A 440-nucleotide genomic window follows, 5' to 3' on the forward strand; every position below is an offset into this window, starting at 1 on the left:
CGAGACGGATGCCAGCGAGTCGGTGCCGATGTCCCACGTGAGCGTGAGCTGACCCATCGCCTTGCCGTACTCCGACGCCTGGATCACCGGGCGGGTGCGGTCGGTGCCGGCCACCGGCAGCTGGCACGCGTACGTCTGGTGCGTGTGGGCCGAGACGATGGCGTCGATCTCGGGAGAGGCGTTGACGGCGAGATCGCCGAACCCGGCCTGGTCGGCGACGATGGCCGCGCAGTCGTTCGAGGTGGCCGCGCCCGAGTGCGTCAGCAGCACGATCGCGTCGGCGAGGTCACCGGCCGTGATCTCGTCGGCCACGCGGTTGGCGGCTTCGACCTGGTCGCCGAAGTCGAGATCCGCGATGCCGGCCGGGTCGACCATCGTGGCGGTGTCGGGGGTGACGGTACCGATGAACGCCACGCGGACGCCGTCGACCTCCTTGATCG

1 pseudogene is annotated in these 440 nt (G+C 70.5%); it reads right to left on the reverse strand.

Going from position 1 to position 440, the window contains the following annotated elements:
- A pseudogene (locus ARTB_RS21385) lies at positions 1–440 on the reverse strand (choice-of-anchor I family protein); the annotation flags it as partial.

Source organism: Arthrobacter humicola, from assembly GCF_022803015.1.
Lineage (GTDB): Bacteria > Actinomycetota > Actinomycetes > Actinomycetales > Micrococcaceae > Arthrobacter > Arthrobacter humicola_A.